General features: G+C 74.3%; 11 protein-coding genes. 1 reads left to right on the plus strand and 10 read right to left on the minus strand.

The window, feature by feature from the left end:
- Positions 1-16 precede the first annotated feature (16 nt).
- The 8 genes from fxsBH to ABEB03_RS06450 all read right to left on the minus strand — a co-directional run bounded on the left by fxsBH (position 17) and on the right by ABEB03_RS06450 (position 13,414).
- Complete coding sequence (gene fxsBH / locus ABEB03_RS06415) at positions 17-2,173, minus strand: radical SAM/SPASM protein FxsBH, inactivated beta-hydroxylase extension form (RefSeq protein ID WP_345642532.1); 2,157 nt, start codon at positions 2,171-2,173, stop codon at positions 17-19.
- 143 nt (positions 2,174-2,316) lie between these two features.
- Positions 2,317-2,499 carry a hypothetical protein gene (locus tag ABEB03_RS06420; RefSeq protein WP_028800985.1) on the minus strand — a complete coding sequence of 61 codons (183 nt, stop codon included), beginning with the start codon at positions 2,497-2,499 and terminating at the stop codon, positions 2,317-2,319.
- A 222-nt stretch (positions 2,500-2,721) separates the two neighbouring features.
- The gene (locus ABEB03_RS06425) at positions 2,722-4,185 is read right to left on the minus strand and encodes a GAF domain-containing protein (protein ID WP_345642543.1); all 1,464 of its coding nucleotides are present in this window, start codon (positions 4,183-4,185) and stop codon (positions 2,722-2,724) included.
- Positions 4,186-4,209: 24 nt separating this feature from the next.
- Positions 4,210-5,247, minus strand: a complete 1,038-nt coding sequence (locus ABEB03_RS06430; RefSeq protein WP_345642546.1) for a rod shape-determining protein — start codon at positions 5,245-5,247, stop codon at positions 4,210-4,212.
- A gap of 144 nt (positions 5,248-5,391) precedes the next feature.
- The gene (locus ABEB03_RS06435; RefSeq protein WP_345642549.1) at positions 5,392-10,230 is read right to left on the minus strand and encodes an SAV_2336 N-terminal domain-related protein; all 4,839 of its coding nucleotides are present in this window, start codon (positions 10,228-10,230) and stop codon (positions 5,392-5,394) included.
- The gene (locus ABEB03_RS06440) at positions 10,220-11,233 is read right to left on the minus strand and encodes an AAA family ATPase (protein WP_345642552.1); all 1,014 of its coding nucleotides are present in this window, start codon (positions 11,231-11,233) and stop codon (positions 10,220-10,222) included. Before ABEB03_RS06440 ends, ABEB03_RS06435 begins: the two co-directional genes overlap by 11 nt.
- Before the next feature lie 43 nt (positions 11,234-11,276).
- A complete protein-coding gene (locus ABEB03_RS06445; protein WP_345642555.1) occupies positions 11,277-13,064 on the minus strand; it encodes a VMAP-C domain-containing protein in 1,788 nt (595 codons plus the stop codon).
- Positions 13,061-13,414 carry a CU044_2847 family protein gene (locus ABEB03_RS06450; RefSeq protein WP_345642557.1) on the minus strand — a complete coding sequence of 118 codons (354 nt, stop codon included), beginning with the start codon at positions 13,412-13,414 and terminating at the stop codon, positions 13,061-13,063. The genes ABEB03_RS06445 and ABEB03_RS06450 overlap by 4 nt, the downstream gene beginning before the upstream one ends.
- Positions 13,415-13,692: 278 nt before the next feature.
- On the opposite strand from ABEB03_RS06450, the gene ABEB03_RS06455 reads away from it, so the two are divergent.
- Positions 13,693-17,313 (plus strand): S8 family serine peptidase, encoded by a 3,621-nt coding sequence (locus ABEB03_RS06455; RefSeq protein WP_345642559.1) that lies wholly within the window; start codon positions 13,693-13,695, stop codon positions 17,311-17,313.
- Positions 17,314-17,396: 83 nt separating this feature from the next.
- On the opposite strand, the gene ABEB03_RS06460 is transcribed toward ABEB03_RS06455, so the two are convergent.
- Both ABEB03_RS06460 and ABEB03_RS06465 read right to left on the minus strand, forming a co-directional pair.
- Positions 17,397-18,737, minus strand: a complete 1,341-nt coding sequence (locus ABEB03_RS06460) for a carboxyl transferase domain-containing protein (protein ID WP_345642562.1) — start codon at positions 18,735-18,737, stop codon at positions 17,397-17,399.
- A complete protein-coding gene (locus ABEB03_RS06465) occupies positions 18,730-20,223 on the minus strand; it encodes an acyl-CoA synthetase (RefSeq protein WP_345642565.1) in 1,494 nt (497 codons plus the stop codon). The genes ABEB03_RS06460 and ABEB03_RS06465 overlap by 8 nt, the downstream gene beginning before the upstream one ends.
- Between the last annotated feature and the right edge of the window lie 150 nt (positions 20,224-20,373).

Below are 20,373 nucleotides of genomic sequence, written 5' to 3' on the forward strand. Positions count from 1 at the left end.
AGTTCGGCACGAGAGGTCACGACAGGACCGCCCACTCCGCGCGCAGCTCCTCGGCCAGCACCACGCCGGTCTCGGTGAGTTCGTCCTTCGGGCGTTCGCCCAGCTGCTCCAGCGCGCGCTCCGCGCGGTCCAGCGCGGCCGCCCGCAGGGCCGCGTCGCCGGCGAAGTACGTGGCGTTGCCGAGCGCCCGGCTGGCCTCGTCGAGCAGCCGGCCGGCTCGGTTGCCGGGCACGTTCAGGTCGGCCGTCCCGCGCAGCGCGGTGAGGCGTGCCCGCCGCCCGGTGCGCGGCAGTTCCCGCACGAACTCCTCCGGATCGAAGTCGACGGCCACCCCGAGCGCGCCGAGACCGTGGGCTCCGAGCCGTACGCCCGAGCCCTCCTTCAGCGGGGTGACCGTGGTGACCAGCAGCGCGTTCGCGTCGGTGCGCCAGCCGGGCGCGCGCTCGTCCATCAGGTCGAACGCCGTGCTCAGTCGCCGGCCGAACGCGTCGAGCGGGCCGGGGCCGAGCGGCGGTGCGACGGGCACGGGGAAGCAGTCGCGCAGCGGATCGGCGTCGTCGAGGAGCAGGACGGTGCCGTCCGTCAGGGTCGTGGCGGGCAGCGGGCGCCACACCGAGGGGCCGTCCTCGGGCGAGCGCTCCTCACCGGTGTGGGTGCGCACCCGCAGCCGGCCGGCGGTGACGGAGACCTCGACGCGTCCCGGTTCGGGGAGGGTGAGGGTGCCCAGGGTGGGCAGATGCAGCTCGCGGGTGCTCTGGTGCCAGCGGAGTTTGAGGTCGGCGCCGGCGCGGACGGCGACGGCGGCGATCGCCGAGGCGAGCGGCGCCGGGCCGTCGAGCCGGTCGTGCAGGCTCTCCTTGAGCGCGGTGGACAGATAGGGGTGGGCGAGGACGTCGTCGACGTGGGCAGGGCCCTTAGGGCTGCCGTCGAGGTCCAGCAGGGCCCGCCACATCTCGTCCCAGTCCTCTTCCCCGGTGTGCCGGGCCATCGCGCGGGACAGTGCGTGCCGGATCGACTCGCCCTGCGCGAACCACAGCTCACCGCTGTCGTGGACGGCCGGGCTCAGCGCGCGGTCGGTGGTCCGCTCGGCGATGCCGTCGACGAGTGCGCGCAGGTCGGCGCAGAAGACGGACGGATTGTCGAAGCCGCGGCCGGTGCTGTACCGGTGGGCGTAGAGCCCGCCGCCGCACGACTCGACGACCGGGCAGCGCCTGCAGGTGGAGCTGATCCCGGCCAGGCCCAGCTGACGCGCCCGTACGCCGGGGTGCCGGGCGAGCTCCCCGAAACCGTGCTCGAACACGTCGTAGCCCGTGGCGGGCGCTCCGGCATAGGCCGTCTTCAGCGAGTCGGCCTGCTCGAAGCTGCCGTCGGTCTCCACCACCGCCAGGTCGCTGGGCGCGAGTCCCATGGCCTCCGTCAGGCTCGGACCGCCCCGCAGGGTGCTGAGGACCGATTCGAAGGTGCGCACCGCCACGGTGCGGCCCTGTTCGTCCCACCGGTCGAAGATCCGCAGCAGCCACCGGGCGTAGGCGGTGGGCGAGTCGACGGGTCTGTGCGGTGGGCTGTCCCAGGTCGAATGGGGCAGCAGGTAGTCGATGCGCGGCGGCTCCAGCGCGACCAGGGCGTCGTGCACCGCCACGGGGTCGTTGGCCACGTCCACGGTGCACAGCAGGCCGCTGTAGAGGTGCCGGTACTCGGGTCTGCGTAACAGGGCCAGTGCGCGCAGCACCCGGTCGTAGCTGCTGCGGTGCCGGCGGTCGAGCCGGTGCCGGTCGTTCGCGGCGCGGTCTCCGTCGAGCGAGACACTGACCTTGACGCCGAATTCCCGGAACACGTCGAGATGCCGGGTGTTCAGCTGGACGCCATTCGTGTGAATGCGGAGATCGAGTTCCGTGACCTCGCCGAGAGTGCGTGTGAGTTCCGCACAGATGTTTCTCATGCGAACGGGTCCCACGAGAAGCGGTTCGCCGCCGTGAAGGATCACGGAAACGGACGGGAGTTTCTGCTCGTCGGCATACTCCGCGAATCTCCGGGCGACAATCCCGAGCGTTTCCTCGGAAATAAAGGTGGGTCGCCCTTTCCAGCTCTGGTCCGCATGCTCGTAGACATAACAGTGATCACAGGCGAGGTCGCATCGACTGTGGATCTTGAGAACCAGCTGCTGAAGCTTCACTTGGTGAAGGGTAGTGCCGACAGCGGGCTGCTTGTACCGCGAACTCCCAGATCTTTCAAGCCGGTTGACGCCTCCGGCGCACGCGGACGGGCGCACCGGGCGGCCTCTGCGCCGCCGGATGCGCCCGTCCGAAGTCTGTGGGGCTAGAGAGCCGAGTCGAAAGTGATCGGCTTCGTGGGGCGCCGCCCGGGGATGTCCGTCACTCGTCCGGCCGACCTCACCGCGGCTGTTCCGAGCGGGTCGATGGCCGACAGGGGGGTGTGCTGCTTGCGCACGGGCCGGGCGGCGACGGGGCGGCGCGTCGTCGGCATCACCGAAACGTTCATTTGAGGATTGTCCACTCTTGGATAGGGGAATACTGCGTCCACCGCGGACCCTACCTGAGATCGGCGGACTCTACCCGATAAGAACGACAAGAGGCGAGTACTTCGTCGGAAGCGGCCGAAAAACGCCTCGGCCGGTCGGGACCTTGTGCGCGGCGCAAGTCGCGGCGGGCGGTTGGGCCGTCCGGGGTATTCGAGGACGTCAGTTCGCCGGGTGCCACGACGTCACAGTGGTGACTGCCAGATCACGGTGGTGTTCGCGTCGTCCCCGCCCGCGCCGCGCCCGCAGGTCGCGGCGCCGTCGTCTCGCACGGTCAGCCGGACCCCGGGGCGGCCGTCGGGCAGCGTCGCGGTCACGTCGACCGTCACCTCGATCCACGACACCCCGGCGCGGCGCGTGGCCGCGGCCAGCGCCCGGCGCAGCGCGGCCAGGAGCTGCCCCGCCACAGGCTCCGTGAGCCGGTTCTCGACGGGTCCGGTGAACCGCGCGGACGGCTGGAAGCCGACCACCGCCGCCGCACCGGCGGCCTCGCGCAGCACCTTTCCGCGGAACGTGGTGGGCGCGTCGGCGGGCGGCTGCTGCAAGGCGAAGATCGCGGTCCGGACCTCCTGGACGGTCGCCTGCAACTCGTCGACGGCACGGCCGAGCATCACGGACACGTCCTCGCCGCCCGCCGCGGCGCTCCTGCGCCGCGTGGACTCCAGCATCATTCCGGTCGCGAACAGCCGCTGCACGACCAGATCGTGCAGATCCCGGGCGATGCGGTCGCGGTCCTCGTACACCGCGAGCCGCGCACGGCGGTGCCGGGCGTCCGCGAGGACCAGGGCCAGCGCGGCCTGCGAGGCGAACTGCGTGGCGAGCAGCCGCTCCACCGGGGTGTACGGCCGGCCGCCACGCGTGCGCGGCAGGGCCAGCGTGCCGATCAGGCGGCCCTCCGCCTGGAGGGGGAGCATCATGCTCGGCCCGAACCTGGTGCGCACATGCGTCGTCATCCGCGGGTCCGTCGCCGAGTCGTCGATGAACACCGGCTCACCGCTCAGGAGCTGATCCAGCACCGGACTGCCGGGCGCGATGGTGGCGCCCACGATGTTCCCGGGATCGCCGAGCACGGACGCGGTCACGATCTCCATGCCGCCCGCCCGGTCGGGCTGGAGGATGACGCCCGCCGTGGCGCCGGCGAGGACCCGGGCCCGTTCGGCGACGATCGCCAGCGCGTCCGAGGCCTCGTCGGCGGTCAGCAGCGCGGTCGTCACGGCGGCGGCACCCTCGATCCAGCGCTCGCGCTGCCGTGCCGTCCCGTACAGGCGGGCGTTGGCGATCGCGATGCCCGCCTGGGTGGCGAGGACCCGGAGCAGTTCCTCGTCCTCCTCGGTGAACGGCCCGTCCGGCTTCCCGGCGAGCCAGAGGTCGCCGAACACCTCGTCGCCGATGCGCAGCGGAACCTCCAGGCGGTCACCGGTCGGTACCGCGGGACCCTTCTCGGTGCCGGGCGCGTATGGACGCGCCGCACGGATCTCGACGAGCCCGTCGTGGCCCGGATCGTTCATGCCGAGCGCCGCGTAGCGCGCACCCGTCAACTCCGCCGCGCCGTCCACGATGCGCTGGAGCGTGGCGCGCAGATCGAGGTCGGTGCCGACGCTGAGGACGGCCTCCAGCAGGGACGGGAGGCGGGGGACCGGGTCGGTCATGCGGCGCCCTCGGCGGTCGGGCCGTCAGCCCGCCAGCGGGTCCAGGACCATCGGCTGGATCATGCCCTCCAGCATGTAGCCCAGCCCCTGCACGGCACAGACGTCCGGTCGCTCCGCGATGTGGACGGGCATCCCCGTCGCCTGCCGCAGCATCTGGTCCAGCCCGGGGAGCAGCGCACTTCCGCCGACCATCATGATCCCGCGGTCGGCGAGGTCGGCCACCAGGTCCGGCGGGCAGGTGCGCAGCACCTTGCCGATGCCGTCCAGCACGGCGGTCAGCGGCGTCTGGATGGCGTTGCGCACGGCGGCGGTGTCGACCTGCACGGAACGGGCGAGGCCGGTCGCCACGTCCCGGCCGTGGATCTCCGTGGACGTCGGGCCCTGCGCGGTGAGCCCGTTGCCCGAGAGGGCCAGCTGGAGGGGGCGTACGGCCTGGCTCGGCAGCATCAGCTCGTGCTGGTGGCGCAGGTGCTGCACGATCGCGTGGTCGACGGCCTCGCCGCCCACCGGGACCCGCTCGGCGGTGACGATCGAGCCCAGCGACAGCACCGCGAGCTGCGTCGCGGCGGCACCGCACACCATGACCATGGTGGCCTCGGGCTGCTCCACGGGCAGCCCGCAGCCCACGGCCGCGGCGATCAGCGTGTCGACGAGCTCGACCCGCCGCGCGCCCAGCCCGACCAGCGTCTCCACGGTCGCGCGCTGCGCCAGCGGATCCGCGTCGTGCGGGGTGCACGCGGCGGCCCGCAGCCGCGGCTTGCGGCGCAGCGCGCGGCGGACCTTGTCGCCGAGCAGCTGGCGCAGCATCCGCTGGGCCATCTCGATGTCGACGACCGTGCCGCCGGACACCGGCCGCACCACACGGATGTAGTCGGGCGTACGGCCCGTCATCTTCTCCGCGAACTCGCCCACCGCGATCAGCGCGCCCGTGTTCGTGTTGATCGCGGCGACACTCGGCTGGTCGACGACCAGGCCCGCGCCCTTCACGTACACCCGGGTCCGCGCGGCGCCCAGGTCGACGGCGAAGTGGCAACGGCGCAGCTGCTCCAGACTGGCGGTCATGGCAGGTCCTCCGAGAGCGCAGAGCATGGGCCCCGCCGGGCGGCGGTCCTCTTTCGCATCGTGCGCGGGCCGCCGGGGCGACGCCTTCTGTGGGGGGCCGGGCGGGGTGCCGCTGGACGGGTGGTCTTGGGGAAGGACACGCGTCTAGGAGGTACGCGCCGCATCGAGAACCGGTTCCAGAGACGTGATGATGCGCTCGCAGCCCGCCCGGGTCAGCCGCCGCTCCACCCCCGTCTGCCGGGTGAGGCCGACGAAGGGGAGGCCGATGGCGTCCGCGGCGGTCAGTTCGGCGACGGTGGAGCCGATGAGCAGAGCCTCCTGGGCGGCGACCCCGAGCTCGTCCAGGGCGCGCCGGAGGCAGTCGGGGTCCGGCATCAGCAGAGCGAGGTCGTCGGACCGTCCGTGCACTCCGCCGGTCACCGAGTCCGCCAGGCCCCTGGACGTCAGGTACGACAGGACGGCGCGCCGCGAGGCGTTCGTGACGACGGCGGGGCCCCTGCCGGTGGCCGCGAGCGCGCGGACCAGGGAGTCCGCGTACGGGACAGGTGACGCCGAGGCGGCGGCCGCCGCCTCCAGCCGGTCCAGCCGTCGCCGCAGTTCGGGCCCGGACCGGTGGCCCGCGAACGCACGCAACAGGTCGTACGGATCGGCGTGTCCCTCCAGAGGCGGGGTGGGTACGCCACCGCCCGGCAGGGAAGTGCCGCTCAGGGCGTCGTCGGGACTGCGCAGTTCCACGAGGAGCGTGGCGAGCTCGCGGTTCACGGCGTCGCGCTGCACGCCGCCCCACAGCCGGGCCAGGGTGCCGTGGAAGCCGAGGAGCACGCACACGGCGTCGCCCAGCGGGGAATCCGTGGGGTGACGCCCCGCCCTCCCGTGCGGCGCCGTGCGCTCCGCCGGTTGCTCCGACGGTTCGGGAGGCGGGGCCTGCGACGCCGGCGCGCCCGGGCGCAGCCGTACCGAACACCCGACCGACAGCCCCGGCGCCGGCCATCTGCGCAGCCCGTCGTGCACCGCGCGTTGGGCGGCGCCCGCGCGCGTCAGCGGATGACGCCTCGTGATGCGCCCGGCCTCCCTGACCAGGTGGTCGAGGAGCAGTCCGGACACGTCGGTGGTCTCGCTGCGGACGAATGCCACCGGGTCGTCCACGTGCCAGGACAGCTCGACCGACGCGGCGAAGGCGCCGCGCCCGGAGCTGGGCAGGTGCAGCTCGTGCGTGGTCCCGTGCGGGGTCAGGTCGACCTCGTAGTACGTGATCAGGTACCGCGGCGGGCGCTTGCCGAGTGGCCGGGCGGGGTCGAGGAGTGTCAGCGAACCGTCGGGTTCCGTGTGCACGACGGCCGCGCGGCCTTGCTCGGGGACGCGGATCCGCTCGATCTCGCGTTTGGTGAACGGACCGCGCACCAGGTCCCGTTCGCCCGGTTCCGGCGCCCGCTCCGGTAGGTCCAGCGGGCAGTACCAGGCCACGGGCGGGCCCGTTCCCTCCCAGCGCAGGGGGAGAAAGGAGGCGTCGGTGACGGCCGTGTCGCCGCCCATCAACTCCTCGTGCAGCGGAGGGGACAGGACGATGACGACGTCGCGGCCGGAGCCGACGTCGGCGGTCAGGGTCGCGGCACGGTCGGTGGGCGTGAACTGCGCGGTGTGCCAGAAGGTGACCGACAGGCGCGGTGGATCCTCCATCTCCAGCAGGGCGCCCGGCAGTTCCCGCATCACGGCGTGCAGCGCGGTCAGTACGGACGCCTCGGGCTCGGTGATCACGAGGTAGCCGTTGTCGCGGGCCAGCAGCTCGTAGTCGCGGGGGGCCATGTCGCTCAGCGAGAGCAGCCAGGCCAGGGTGCGGCCGACGGCGCTGTGACTCCGGGGCTGCAGGGCCTGCTCGCCGGGATCGAGGTACTCGACGACGATGGTGGGCCGGGCGCGTTCCGGGGCGCCGCGCAGCTCGCGGTACAGCTCCAGCATCGTCGCGCTCGGCTCGCCGTACTGCGCGTTGGCCTCCTCGAACGCCTCGTACGACTCGATGGCCTCGGCGATCCGGCCCTGGCCCTTGAGGGCGAGGATGTGCAGCCGCCGGAAGTCCTCCCGCCGGGGGTGGGAACGGAGCAGTTCGGTGAGATCGGCCGCCGCGCGCTCGAAGCGGCCGAGCTCCAGGTCGAGTTCGGCGCGGGTGGCGCAGAGTGTGAGGCGCAGGGCGCGCAGCCGGCCGCGGGTCGTCTCGGCGGCGGGTCCGGGCACGCCGTCGACGGGCTGGCCCTGCCACAGGGCGAGCGCCTCCCGGACGGCGGCGCGCGCTCCCGCCGGGTCCTGCTCGTCCCGGAGGGCCTTCGAGCGGGCGATCAGGTCCTCGCAGCGGTTCAGGTCGACACCCCCGGGGTCGGCGAGGAGGGCGTAGCCGTCCGCTGTGGTGGCCAGCAAGCCGGGGCCGAGGGTCTTGCGCAGACCGGCCGCGTACGTGGACAGCAGCCGTGCCGCGCGCTGCGGGCGCCGGCGCCCCCACAGGCCCTGGATCAGTTCCTCGTGCGTCACCGTCCGCGCGCGGCGCAGCAGCAGCATGCACAGCAGCGCCTGTTCCCGGGGCGCACCGGCGGCCAGGGGGCGGCTGCCCTGGCTGACCCGCACGGGGCCCAGCAGGCGGTACCGGAACCGGGCCGCCTCCCCGGCCTGGAGGACCTGGGCGAAGGAGGGGGTGAGGAAGAGGTCCCTGCCGCGTCGCTGGGCCTCCAGGTCCGAGGAGGTGAGCGGGGTGAGGGCGTCGTCGAAGAACGCCCTGAACTCGCCCGGGATCGCGCCGAGTTCGGGCGCCGCGTCGCCTCCGCCCAGCCGCCGCAGCAGATGGCCGAACCGGCTCAGGTCCTGCGACTGGTCGGCAGGCTGCTCCGCGTCCAGCGCGAAGTGGGTGATCCTCACAGTGCCGTCCGGGGCGACGAGCAGTGCGTTCGGGGTGAGCCGGCCGTGGGCGACGCCCTTCTCGTGCGCGGCCCGCAGCCCGTCCGCCACCTGTTGCGCCAGGGGCGCGAGCAGCGAGAAGGGCAGCCCGAAGCCGCCTTCCGCCGTCAGCTCGGCGACGGTGAGCCCCTCGACGAACTCCGTGACGAGGCAGGGCAGTCCGTCGTCGATCCCGTAGTCGAGCACGGCGATCACATGGGCGTGCCCGACGGCGGCGAGGGCGCGTGCGCGCTCCAGGAACACCTGGTGCCGTGCGGAAGAGGCCGGGTACCGGTGCACGGTCACGGTGCGGTCCGCCTCGGTGTCCCTCGCCTGCCACAGCGCGTGTCCGCCGCTCGTGCCGAGCCGCCGCACCAGCCGGTACCGGCCGAGCGCCAGACCTCCGGAGCGCGGCGGCGTCGCACCGCCCAGCCTCCTGAGACTCTCCTCCCGCACCGTCGCGATCGGCTCGCCGCCGCCCCGCTCGTCCCCACGCCCGGGGGCGAGGACGGGGAACTCCCCGGCGGCCACCCCGGCCCGGACGTCGATCAACGCGCCCACCCGGGAGAGGAGTTCGGCCGTGCGGGTGTGCGCGGTACGCGGCAGCGTGCCGAGCAGGAGCTCGCGGACGCCGGGGCGGAAGGCGTACGAACCGGGCGGCCCCGGTGTGCTGCTGAGCACTCCGCTGAGGATGACCTCCGCCAGGTGCTGCGGCTGCGGGCTGGGCTCGATCGCGGCCTGGACCAGCCGCATGACGGGCAGTTCGGCCCGCCCGACGGCGAGATGCCCGGCGAGGCGGAAGGCCTCGGGCGAGGCGATGGACCGGAAGCGGAGGACCAACTCCTCCGGCGAGAGCTGCTCGACGTCGCCGCGGCCCCGCGCGTCCAGCGGGGCGGGCGGGGGAGCGGCGTCCAGCAGCGCCACCGAACCGGGGAGCCGGCCCGAACCGGCCACCAGCGACGACCAGTTCGCCAGCCAGGGCGCCGAGGGCTCCAGCACGGGCAGCGGCAACGGCGCGAAGCCGTCCGCGTCCTCGAGGGCGTAGGAATCCACGGAGTAGGCCGAGTTGGGGGCGGCGGGCCACGGGGCGGAGATCCGTGTGGCCGTCGCCGGGAGGGCGGTGGTGCGCCACAGGCGCTCGGGCAGCGGCTGGAGCACTGCCACCGGCATCCGGGCCGCCCAGCGGCGCAGCGTGCGGTACCAGCGGGTGCCCGGCGGCCCGCCCCGCCACTGGGGGCCCATGCAGTCGCTGACCAGCAGGGTGACCGTGCGCCCGTCGGCGTACGCCTCCTGCGAGCCCGGCCGCCGTACCGTTCCGCCGGCGGTGAGCCGGTGCAGCTCCACCGTCCGGAAGACGCCCGACTGCGCCAGCGCGGTGTGCAGTTCGCGGACGAGCGGGCGCCAGACGGGCATGGTGGGCCCGGTGTCGTGCACCAGATGCAGGGTCAGCCAGCGTTCCGTCGCCGGGCGCAGCACGGGCATCCACCAGGGCGGTGCGGCGCCGAGCCGGGCGATGCGGTGCGCGGTCTCCTCCTCGTCGAGTTCCTGGCCGACGGGCGCGGGCACCCGGCGCTTGAGGGGCCGCAGGGTGCGCTGGAGGGCGAGCGGGTGGGGCAGCATCGGGGGCGCGGGGGCGAGGAGCGTGGTGTGCGGGCCGTCGTCGCCGGGTCCGCCGCTGTCGGCCGCGTCGCCGCTGCCGGGCAGCAGGAGGGGGACACGGTCCTCGGAGTGCCCCGGCCCTGCGGGCGGTTCGGCCCCCGGGCCCGCCGGGGACGCGGGCGGTGGCGGGTCGGCCGGCGGGGGTGTCCCCGGCGTGGCCGGGGTGCCCGAGGACTCACGTCCGGCGGACGGCGGCCGAGGCGCGCGCACGGGCCCCGAGTCCCCTTCGGCATGCCCCGCGAGCCACAGCAGTTCGGCCAGTTCCACGGAGCCCGGCGGCTCCCCGCCGGTGACCTGCCCGAGCAGCCGGGCGAGCGCGGCGGGTCCCGCCGCGGGACCCTCGCCGGCGGCCGTGCCGTCCGAAGTGCCGGGCGTGCCGGTCGCGTCGGCGGGGTCAGAACTCATCGTCGTCCTGGGGGCGGCTCAGGTACGGCATCAGCTGCTCCGCCAGGTCGTCCCGTGACGCGGCGTCGATGCCCGCGGCCCCCGTCAGGTAGATGGCGTTCAGGAGCTGGTCCGTGGCGAGTTCACCACCGGTGCCGCGGGAGAGGAAGCGGGTGATCAGCTCCCGGGCATAGGCGTCGGGCTCGCCGAGGTGGGCCCGGACGATGGCTTCCAGATGGGCGTCGCGCGGCTGGTGGAGTTCGAGTCGCACGCAGCGGCGCAGGAAGGCGGGCGGGAACTCGCGTTCGCCGTTGCTGGTCAGCACCACGAAGGGGAAGGCCCGGCAGCGGACGCGGCCCCGCAGGACCGCGACGCGGTCGGCCGTTCCGGCGATCATCACCTCGGCGGCGGGTGTGTGCCGGGCCGCGCGGACCAGCTCGGGGATCTCGTACTCGCCCTCCTCCAGGATGTTCAGCAGGTCGTTCGGGAGGTCGAGGTCGCTCTTGTCGATCTCGTCGATGAGCAGGGCCCGGGGGCGGCGGTAGGGCAGCAGGGCGGTGCCGAGGGGGCCGAGGCGCAGGTGGTCCTGGAGCCCGTCGTCCGTGGACGGTTCGTGCGCGGCGGCGCGGCCCGCGGCGTACAGACGGGACAGCGGGTCGTACTGGTACAGCCCGTCGCGCAGGATGGTGCGGCTGGTGATGTTCCAGCGCAGCACGGGCCCGAGCCGCAGCTCGCGCGCCACCGCGTACGCGAGGCTCGACTTCCCGCTGCCCGGCGGGCCTGTCACCAGCAGCGGCCGGCGCAGGTACAGGGCCGCGTTGACGAGCTGGACGGCGCGGTCCGTGGCGCGGTAGGTGCGGGCGCGGTGCCTGCGGTCCGGGGACGCCGCCGAGGTGTCGTCGTCCACGGCGGGCGTGTCCAGCTCGGGGCCCCCGTCGAAGTCGCGCCACGGCGGTGGCGCCGGCAGCTTCGCGATGCCGTCGTGCGGCTCGCTCCCACCCGTGTAGACGGGCCACAGGGACATGGTCTCTCCTCGCTAGCGGGCCGGCCGGACGGCGGACGGGTGCTCAGCCGACGGGCGAGTGCAGATAGCCGACGGGGTCGGGCAGACATCTGGGGTCCTCCCACAGCAGCGCCAGGTCGTACGCCCAGTGCGGTTCGGACGCGTCGGAGGCGTACGCGGCCTCGCGCAACTCGTGGATGTGGGAGGGAAGTTCGGACGGCGGAAGGCCGGCGAGGTGTTCCGCGAGCCGGTCCAGGAACGCGGCGCCCGCGCAGTCCTCGTGCGCCGCCCCGCGATGGTCCCCGCGGCACCCGCTGCGGGGCCAGAACATCACCGGCACCGCCGCGTTCAGGCTCGCCTGGAACAGCCGCCGGGTGCCGCCCGCGCGGGGCGGGGCCGCGAACCCCACCATGTCCGCGCCGCGCCGCAGCCCGATCGTCAGCCGCACCGGGTCCTGACCGACGGCCCCGCAGCCGATGCGGTGCAGCCGTGCCGCGGGCTGCGCGTCGAGGCGCTGCCACTTCTGCAGCAGTTTGTGCTGGAGCCCGCCGCTGCGCCGCCGCTCCAGGTCCATCACGACGAGCGGGGCGAAGGAGCCGAGCGGGCTGTCGTCGTCGGCGCTGCGCTGCCAGTGCGCCACGTCCGTGTTGAGCCAGCGGCGGGGCAGGACGAACGCGATCAGTTCCCGTGCCTCCGGCTCCAGTTCGTGGTAGGCCTCGTCGATGCGCTGGAGGGCGTAGCCGCGGACCCGGTCGGCGGGCAGCGCGCGCGAGCCGACGACCCGGCGGTGCCGGCCGGTGTACGCGGACACCTCGACCAGGAAGTGGTGGTCGCCCGAGCCGCTCGGCGCGATCTCGACGAGGATCGGCGACCAGGGCTGCCGGTCGGCCGTCGGACGGTGTGCCGCCGGGGGACCGGGCAGCGGGGGCCGGGGGAGACGGTCGTGCGGCCGGGACGGCCAGGAGCGCAGCGCGCCGCGGGCCGGCGCGTCCTCCACGAAGTCGGCGAGCCGCGCGGCGAACCGGGCGGCGGCGCCGGTGTCGGGCACCTCGGAGAGCAGGTACCAGGCCGCGTCCCACAGCGAGCCGAACCGCCGGGCCGGCAGCGGCGGCCCGAACGGGCCCACCGCGTCGCTGTAGAGCCGCTCGGGGCTGCACTCGGGGCGGCCCTCGAACTCCGGGCCGCGTCCCTGCACCAGTTCCCGCAGCCGTTCCTTCTCCGCCCGCCCGTACTCCGGCGTCGGGATCAGCTCGCCCAGCCGCGGCCAGTAGCGGGCCATGACGTGCGCGGGCAGCATCCGCCCGTTGCGGATCTGGGGGTCCCGCGCGGCGGCGGAGACCATGCCCACCACCCGGCCGGTGTCCGCGAGGGTGACCGCGGCGCCGCTGAACCCCGGTACCAGGGGCTGGCCGTGGGCCGCCCACGCCTCCAGCTGGACCCACTCGCCCGCGATCAGCTGATCGGCCGTGGCCCGGTACTCGGCGAGCGTCCCCTCCTCGTACCGCTTGGGAAAGCCGTACGCCAGGAGCCTGCGCGGCGGGTCGCCGTACGCGTCGGCGGGGGGTGCGAACCGCGCGGGCTCGACGCCGACGGCGCGGTCGAGTTCGAGGACGGCGACGTCACCGGGGTCCGTGTCGCGGCCGTCCCAGCCGCCGTGCGCGACGACCTTCGCGGGCAGCCCGTCGCCGTCGTGCCCGTCCGGCACGCCCGGCCCGAAGCGGACGCGCACCTCCTCGGTGCCGCTGCGCGCCACCACGTGCGCGCAGGTCAGCACGTGCCGCTCGGTGACGAGGAACCCGGCACCCGTCTCCCGTCCGCAGCTGATCCTGGCGTGCCACGCGGCGCTGCTCATGACCGTGCGTCGGTCTCCGTGGAGCCGGAGCCCCCGGACTGCCCCGGTGACCAGGAGAGTTTGACGACGAGATGGCCCTCGACGGCGCTCTTGGCTATCAACGCGCCTGCCTCAGCGGTGAGTTTGACGCCGAACTCGATCTCCACGGCATCGGGGTTCAGTCCGTCGCGGAACACCCGCAGCGCGGAGCGGGCGGCGGCCCGCACGCCCTCCAGCGAGCCCTCGAAGGTGCGGGCCGCCTGCACGGTCCCGTCGTCCCGCGCGACCAGCCGCGATCCGGTCCCGTCGTCGACGCCCTCGACGACGACCAGCGCACCCTCGTCCGTCTTGAACTCCACCAGTCCGTCCATGGCGCCGGCTCCCCCGTCCGTCGTGACCCTCGGCCGTCCCCATTGTTACGGACGGTGCTCGGGGCTGTCCCGGTTTCTGCGGCTCGTACCCGCCTGTCCTGGCGGGAAGCCGCCAGGGCGCCTTCCCGCCAGGTCGCGTCAACTCCCCTGCAACACAAGCCCCCTGACACTCTTCGCAGCGCCCGTCCCGCACCGGGATGCAGAGCGGGAGCGGAGCCGGGCGCAGCGGAAGCGCAGTACGGACCCAGCCGGAGCAGAGCCGAGCGGAGAGGGCAGAGATGACGACCAGAGGACCAGCCAGACGCGGGGCGGCGCTGTTGTCGGCCGGGCTCGTGCTCGCCCTGCTGCCCACGGGGCGGGCGGGCGCGCTGGGCACCGGCACCGCCACCCCCGAGCCGGCGAAGGCGGCGTCCGCCGCCCGCACCGTCACCCTTGTCACCGGCGACAAGGTGACCGTCACCGACCTGGGCGGCGGGAAGAAGACCGTGTCCGTCGAGCGCCCGCGGGGCGCGACCGGCGCGGTGCGCACCCAGGTGGCCAACGGCGCCGTCACCGTCGTACCGGACGAGGCGCTGCCCTACCTGCGGGCGGGCACCCTGGACCGGCGCCTGTTCGACGTGAGCGAGCTGATACGTCAAGGGCTGACCGACCGGCAGACGCACGAGCTGCCGCTCATCGTGACCTACGACCGCAAGGCCCGCGCGGCCACCCCGTCCGGCGCGGAGCGGACACGGGAGCTGCCCAGCATCCGCGGCGCGGCCGTCGACGCGGACAAGGGCCGCACCTTCTGGCGGGCCGTGACCCGCCAGTCGGGCATCGGCAAGGTCTGGCTCGACGGGCGCGTGAAGGCCGACATGGCCGAGAGCAACGCCCAGATCGGCACCCCGAAGGCCTGGGAGGCGGGACTCACCGGAAAGGGAGTCACCGTCGCCGTCCTGGACACCGGTGTCGACGCCGGCCATCCCGATCTGGCCGGGCGCGTCTCCCGGAGCAAGAGCTTCATCGAAGGAGAGGAGGTCGCCGACCGCAACGGTCACGGCACCCATGTCACCTCGACCGTCGGCGGCAGCGGAGCCGCCTCCGACGGCAAGGAGCAGGGAGTCGCGCCCGGCGCCACGCTCGCGGTCGGCAAGGTCCTCAGCGACCAGGGATCGGGCAGCGAGTCGCAGATCATCGCGGGCATGGAGTGGGCGGCGCGCGACGTGCACGCGAAGGTGATCTCCATGAGCCTCGGCTCGACCGAGGCCAGCGACGGCACCGACCCCATGGCCGAGGCCGTCGACACCCTCTCCGCGGAGACCGGGGCGCTGTTCGTGATCGCCGCGGGGAACACCGGCGCGCCCTCCTCCATCGGATCGCCCGGCGCCGCCGACTCCGCTCTCACCGTCGGCGCGGTGGACTCCGCCGACGAGGCCGCCTACTTCACCAGCGCGGGACCGCGCTACCGCGACAACGCGCTCAAGCCCGACCTCTCCGCCCCCGGCGTCGACATCCTCGCGGCCCGCTCCGGGCTGGTCGAAGGCAGCGGCCCCTACACCTCGATGAGCGGTACGTCGATGGCGACACCGCACGTCGCGGGCGTGGCCGCACTGCTCGCGGAGAAGCACCCGGACTGGTCCGGCGCCCGGCTCAAGGACGCGCTGATGTCGACGTCGGAGCAACTGGACGCGTCCGCCTACGTACTGGGTGCGGGCCGGGTCAGCGTGCCGGACGCCGTCGACGCGGAGGTCACCGCCACCGGCAGCGCCGACCTCGGCTTCCACAGCTGGCCCTACGAGGACGACAAGCCCGTCACGAAGACCCTGACCTACGCCAACTCCTCCGACCAGCCGGTCGATTTGGCGCTCGCCGTGCAGGGCGGCCCCGACGGGGTGGCCTCCCTCGCCGACCGGGCGCTCACCGTGCCCGCGCACGGCACCGCTTCCACGACGGTGACCGGCGACGCCGGCAAGGCGCCCGTGGGCAACACCTCCGGGCAGATCGTCGCCTCGGTCGCCGGCACCCCCGTCGCCCACACCGTGTTCGGGCTGGTCAAGGAGGAGGAGCGGTACACGCTCACCGTCCACGTCAAGGACCGCGACGGGGCGCCGACGGCGGCCGACCTCGCGGTGCAGCAGCTGGCGCAGGGCGTCGACCCCTACCCCGTGACGGTGGGCGACTCGGGCACCCTGGAACTCCGCCTGAAGCCCGGCACGTACAGCCTGACGTCCTTCCTCGACGTGCGCGGCAGCCACGGCGCGGACTCCCTCGGCCTCGGTTTCCTCGCCGCCCCCCAGGTACGGCTCGACCGCGACCGGGAAGTCACTCTGGACGGGAGGCAGTTGACGGAGATCAGGGCGAAGGTCGACCGGCGCACCGAGACCCGGCAGCTGCTGATGGAGTACGACCGCAGCGGCGGTGGCTCCGACCTGTTCGGCGCGGTCCAGGTGCCCGTCAAGTACGACAGCGTGTTCGCCGCGCCGACCGGGAAGGTCACCGAAGGCGGCTTCGAGTACCGCACGGTGTGGCGGCTGGGCAAGCCGCTGCTGGAGGTCGACGGCGTCCGCGAGGCCGTCGTCCAGCCGGGCGGCACGCTGATCGAGGGACGCAGCAGGCTGCCGCTGGCCGACGTGGGGACCGGGCCGTTCACCGGTGTGCGCGGCAAGGCCGTGCTCGCCCGTCTCACCGACGGCGTCGAGCCCGCCGCCCTCGCCCAGGCCGCCCAGGACGCGGGAGCCGCGGCCCTGTTCGTCACCGACGACACCGCCGGACGCCTCAACGCCTGGTTCGGCACGGACGACAACACGGACCGGCCGCTGCAGATCGCCACGGTCGGCGCCGCGGACGCGGCACGGCTGCGCGCGGCCGGACGGGTCGACATGACCGGGACGCGCAACACGCCATACGTGTACGACCTCGCGCAGGGCCACCCGGGCGGTGTCCCGCGCGGAGACCTCATCTACGAGCCCGGTGCCCGTGAACTCGCCGTGCTGGACACCCGGTTCCACGCCGCGAAGCCCGTGCCGGGCAGCGAGTACCGCTACTCGATCACCGACACCTTCCCCATCGGCATCGGCTTCCAGGAGCGCATCGACTACCCCGCCGAACGGACCGACTACGTCTCCACGGGCACCGGGCAGCTCTGGCACGAGTCGGTGAACGTCGGCGCGGGCGCGCTGGAGGAGCGCAGCGGACTCATCGCCTACCGGGGCGGCACCCGGACCCCGCTCGACTGGTTCAAGCCGGTCTGGCACCCGTACCTGGGCACCGGGCTCGGCTGGGGGCAGCAGCGCTCGGGCAACGTGATCCAGTTCAACACGCCCGGCTGGGGCGACTCCGGGCCCGACCACACCGGCTTCGGCGACGTGTGGAGCGACGACAGCGGGATGACCCAGTTCACCGAGGTGTACCAGGACGGGACGCTGGTCGACCGCAAGACGAGTTCCGGCGCCTACGTCTGGGACGCGCCCGCCGACGAGCACACCTACAAGGTCGTCACGGACACCACCCTCGACCCCGACCGCTGGAAACTGTCCACCAAGGGCCACTCCGAGTGGACCGTACGGTCGGCGGCCACCCCCGACGACCGCTGGACCTTCCTGCCGCTCCTCAACCTCGGCTACGACATCGACACCGACCTCGCGGGAGACGTGCGCGGCGGCCGGGTTCCGGTCGGCCTGCACGCGGAGTACGTGAAGGGCGCGCCGGACACCGGGACCATCGGCGGCGCGAAGCTGGAGGTGTCGTACGACGACGGCCGGACCTGGAGGACGGTCCCGCTGTCGGGCGGCACGGCGTCGTGGAAGGGGACGCTGAACGTGCCGCGCGGCACCGCGTACGTCTCGCTGCGAGCCTCCGCCGCCGACGACCGGGGCGGTTCCGTGAGCCAGGAGATCATCCGCGCGACCGGGGTGCGCTAGCCACCACCGGGGTGCGCCGGCCACCACACCCGCACGGACGGCGCCGGCTCCCCTCGGAGGGGAGCCGGCGTCGCCGTGTCCGCTCAGACCGCCGCGCTCTCCACGATGCCGCGGACCACACCGAGCTCCAGCAGATCCTGCGGACGCACGCGGAGCTGGTCCGCGGTGCCGCGCACCTCGTCCGGGGACCGCTTCAGGATGGCGGCCGCGAGCTCCGGGGCGATGACGGAGAAGTAACTGTCCGGCGTGGCCCAGGTGTTGCCGGGCGCCGCCAGCGCGAGCGCACCGCCGGAGCCGCCCTCGCCGATCACCAGCGTGGTCACCGGCGTCCGTGCCGTCGCCATCGCGGCGAACAGATCCGCGATGGCGGCACCCGCGCCCTGCCGCTCCGCGTCCGCGTCGTTCGCCGCACCCGGCGTGTCCACCAGCGTCAGCACGGGGATGCCGAGCCGGCCCGCGAGACGGACCAGCCGGGCGGCGGTGCGGTACCCGGCCGGCCGGGTCGCGGTCCCGCACTGGGCCGCGTACGCGACGGACCGTCCGTCGTGCGTCAGGCCGACACCGCACAGCACGCCCTCGTCGGTGCCCCCGCAGCGGTCCCCGCGGAGCGCGACCCGGTGCGTGAAGTACGCGTCCAGATAGGCGTGGGCGCGCGGCCGCCGCGGGGAACGGGCCCGGAGCACCGCGTCCCATCCCGTGGCGGGCAGCCCGGCCGCGCCCAGCGCCCGGGGCGGCGGCGCGGCCCCGGCGGAGGGTCGGGTGAGCAGGTCGAGCCAGAGCGCGAGCGTGCCGCGCAGCTCCGACGCCGGCACGACGTCGTCCACCGCGCCCGCCGTCAGCTGGGCCTGTGCCGTGTACGCCGCCGGGTCCGCGTCGGGCGGCCGGACCCGGGAGCCCGCGAAGCCCACCTGGGCGCCCGGCAGCGCCAGCGTCACATCGGCGCCCGCGCCCAGCGTGGCCCAGCCGCCGCCCGTCGTCGGATCCCGCAGGACGGCGATCTGCGCGAGCCCCGCCTCCCGGGTGAGCGCCGACTGCCGTGCCACCCGCTGGAGTTGGGTGAGCGCGAGCATGCCCTCCTGCATCCGGCTGCCGCCCGTCGCGACCAGCGTGACGACGGGCAGCCGCTGCGCGCGGGCGTGCGTGTACGCCGCCTCCAGCCGGTCACCGGTGCGCACCCCCAGCGAGCCGCCGAGGAAGCCGAACTCGAAGGAGACCAGCACGGCCCGCGTGGCACCGACGAGCGCGGTGCCGCAGACGACGGACTCCTCCTCGCCGGTGCGCTCCCGGGCGCGGGCGCGCGCGTCGTCGTATCCCCGCCAGGACAGCGGACCGTCGGGCGGGTGCGCCCCCTTCGGGGCGGGGAAGGGCACGAAGTCGTCGGTGAGCAGGGCGACGGCCGCGCGGGCCGGGATCCGCTCAGTCACGCTTCAGCGCCCGCTTCAGGATCTTGCCCATGTCGTTGCGGGGCAGCGACTCCAGGACGTGCACGACGCGCGGCCGCTTGTGGGGGGCCAGTCTGTGCGCCACCTGGTCGGCCAACTCGTCGGCGGACGGCGGGGACTGCGGGTCCGTGGGCACGATCCAGGCCACCACGCGCTCGCCCAGGTCCTCGTCCGGCTCCCCGGTGACGGCGGCCTCACGCACCCCCGGGTGTTCGAGCAGCGCGTTCTCGATCTCCCCGGCGCCGATCTTGAAGCCGCCGCTCTTGATCAGGTCGGTGGCCTTGCGGCCGACGATGCGCACGGAGCCGTCGGTGTCGAGGACCGCCATGTCGCCGGTGCGGAACCAGCCGTCCTCGGTGTACGCGGCGGCGGTCGCGTCGGGCCGGTTGAGGTACTCGGTGAACAGGTTCGGCCCGCGCACCTGGATCTCGCCGACGCTCTCGCCGTCGTGCGCGCCGGTTGGGGTGCCGTCGGCGTCGTACCCCGCGATCACGGAGCCGTCCTCCTCGACGAGCCGCAGGCCGACCCCGGGCAGCGGCACCCCGACGGTCCCGGGCCGCGGCTTTCCGTCCGCCCGGACGCTCGTGTTCATCAGGGTCTCCGTCATGCCGTACCGCTCGACGACCGGGCGCCCGGTGGCCGCCGTGATCCGCTCGTGGTCGTGCACCGGCAACGCGGCCGACCCCGACACGAGCAGCCGTGCCCGGCCGAGGGCCTCGGCGGCCTCCGGATCCGCGTCGAGCGTCTCGGCCAGCCGGTGGTACATCGTCGGCACCCCGAACAGCATGGTCGCCCCGCCGTTCAGCTCCCGGACCACGCCCTGCGCGCTGAACCGCCCCAGATGCCGCATGGAGCCGCCGCGCCGCAGCGGCCCCAGGACGCCGAGGACCAGCCCGTGCACGTGGAACAGCGGCAGCCCGTGCACGAGCACGTCGTCGCCCGTCCACTGCCAGGCGTCGGCCAGCGCGTCCAGCGTGGAAGCGATCGCCCGGCGGGGGATGACGGCGCCTTTCGGCGGGCCGGTGGTGCCCGAGGTGTACACGACGAGCGCGGGGTCCGCCGGCCCGGCCGGCTCCGGCGGCAGCGCCGGAACCGCCCCGTCGCCGGCCGGCTCGGCGACGACGTCGATCCGTCGCAACGCCCGCACGGGACCGGGCAGTTCGTCCCCCGGCGCGGCGAGCACCGCGGACGGCGCGCTGTCGGTCAGGATGTGCTCCAGTTCACCTTCCCCGGACTTCGCGTTGAGGGGCACCGCGGGCACTCCGGCGAGCAGTGCGGCCACCACGCCGACGGCCGTCTCCAGGGTCGGCGTCGCCCACACTGCGACCCTCCCGGCACCGTCCAGCCGCGCGGCCAGGGCGCCGGCCGAGGCGGCGAGCTGCGCGTACGTCAGGGACCGCTCACCGAAGCGCAGCGCGGACCGCTCCGCGACCGAGCCGCCCACCAGGGCCGGGAAGAGGGAGGACACGTGTGCTCCTTTGCCAGTAGGGACGTTCCGCCTGAGACCGTCACCACCGTTCCTACACGATGACGCCGCGCCCACGGGCGGCCGTCCGGCCGCACCGGGGACGTGGGGCGCGTGTCCAGGCCCGTGCCGGGAGCCCGTACGGCCGGGCGG

The organism is Streptomyces siamensis (genome assembly GCF_039543605.1).
In the GTDB taxonomy this organism is placed as follows: Bacteria; Actinomycetota; Actinomycetes; order Streptomycetales; family Streptomycetaceae; genus Streptomyces; species Streptomyces siamensis.